The sequence below is a fragment of the Allobaculum sp. genome, from assembly GCF_047010065.1.
GTDB lineage: Bacteria > Bacillota_I > Bacilli_A > Erysipelotrichales > Erysipelotrichaceae > Allobaculum > Allobaculum fili.
In genome coordinates, this window is record NZ_JBKXLD010000025.1 from 22202 (window position 1) to 23866 (window position 1665).

2 protein-coding genes are annotated in these 1665 nt (G+C 44.3%); one reads left to right on the forward strand and one right to left on the reverse strand.

Annotated features, from left to right (window positions below; translation table 11 throughout):
• Positions 1-198: hypothetical protein (locus ACLUYS_RS03800; protein WP_412659134.1), on the forward strand; the 198-nt coding region annotated here is incomplete at its 5' end.
• A 239-nt stretch (positions 199-437) separates the two neighbouring features.
• Here ACLUYS_RS03800 and ACLUYS_RS03805 read toward each other — a convergent pair.
• Entirely contained in the window at positions 438-1499 is a 1062-nt protein-coding gene (locus ACLUYS_RS03805; protein WP_412659135.1) for a toll/interleukin-1 receptor domain-containing protein, read from the reverse strand.
• Positions 1500-1665 lie beyond the last annotated feature (166 nt).

The following is a 1665-nucleotide window of genomic DNA, read 5'->3' on the forward strand; positions in this document are numbered from 1 at the left end:
ATTGAAAAAGGCGAGTCAATCGCTTCGAAATCGTTCAAATCAAATCAGAACGAGACACTCAATGCGGCGATTGCAGAAGCAAAAACGGTTCGAACACAAAGTGAATCGCAGATCGAGATCGACCAAGCCGCCAGAACGCTCAATCAGGTACTTCTGTCTCTTCGCCTGACCACGGATACAGCACTGCCGAGTCTATAGAGCGCCATTTCCGCTTGGAAATGATAGAGGAGATCCGTTTTTGAGAAAACGGAATCCGACCGATCCTAAACAAACGGCACCAAAATGAAAAGTCCGCTAGTGTCGGAAAACCAGATTTGGCTCCGACCTGGCGGACTGTTTGTTTGTACGAGGATTGAGCAGGGAAAGAAAAAACAGGCTGCGATCATTCCTTTCTCAGGAAGAAACTGCTGTTTAGCAAAAGAACCGCGTTACCTGTTTTACTCAAACGAGGAGGCTATGTCCTCGGATTGTTCACGTTCTTTCAAAAAGTCTGCCAGAGGGGTGCACAGGTGATTCCACATATAATTGAACTCAGTGCGATATGCCTGGTACATTTCCCAGTCTTTTTTTGCTCCATCGAAAGTAAATGATTCCTGATTATCACTTGAACCATCACCATAGCGGTAGTTTTTTAAAGAAAGCGAACCCGTTCCGTCTTTTCGATGGACGAGGTAGGTTCGATGTAAAATCGGCAGCGAACATACGCGTACCTCTAGCAGTTCTGGGTAATTGGCGCTTCGTTCTCTCCAGATATTGAAGTTGTTTTCTAAAGGGATGTACCACTTCATTTGTTTACGCATATGCTGAACGATCTCTTCCGAGGTGTATTCAGACTGAATGATGACTCGTACCGGTATGTGATGCTCCATTAGCTTCTGCAGAATGTCGATCTTTTCATTATTTAGATACCAGTAAGAACCGACATGAAAGGCCATATCTACACCGCTGACGTTTTGAGAGGAATCCAGAGAATACTTAAAAAAATCAGCAACATTTTGGCCAATGTTTAATCCTAGAGAAATTGTTCCAGGAGCTAGAAGGAGAAAGCTTACCAGACGATCAACAGAGGCTTCGAAATATTCTGTTGAAAGGATAACTGAATTTAGCTGTTCAAGAATTTGCAGAGAAGGAGGTAATAGCGAGGACAGCTGACTGGACCAGACAAAACCGTGCAGCTGAACGGGTATAATAGTCTTCTTCAATTCCATAGCGGCTTCAATTTCCTGTCGGACCCAGTCTTCTTCATGAACGCAGCGATCGAGAGCGGCAGGGGAAAGAATCAGAATAAAATTTTCACAGTTCGCAATAGCATTCTTGATTCGATTGTTTATGTTTCCTGCTTTGGACTCTTCCAGATCGAGAAAACAGGAAATTCCCAGAGATTCGAGCTGATCGCGAATCATTTTGGCCGCAAAAAAACCGTCAGCGCGGCGATAGCTGATAAAACAGTCCACGGGACTGGTTCCGTCATGCAGCGGATCGGGCTGGAAATGGTTCATAAGGATCTGCACCTCCGTTTTTTTTCTCGGGTCCAGAAAGAAGCTTCTAAATCAGGGAATGATGTCTTCTTCCTTGGGATTGATAACTGTTTTCAATGCTCGTTGTATTGGAATGTAAGTGTCAAACAATCGACGGGTATACGCGAGACTGAATATTAGATACGCT

Excerpts from the sequence above, each read along its gene's own strand:
- ACLUYS_RS03805 (WP_412659135.1), bottom strand. The coding sequence starts at position 1,499 with ATGAACCATTTCCAGCCCGATCCGCTGCATGACGGAACCAGTCCCGTG.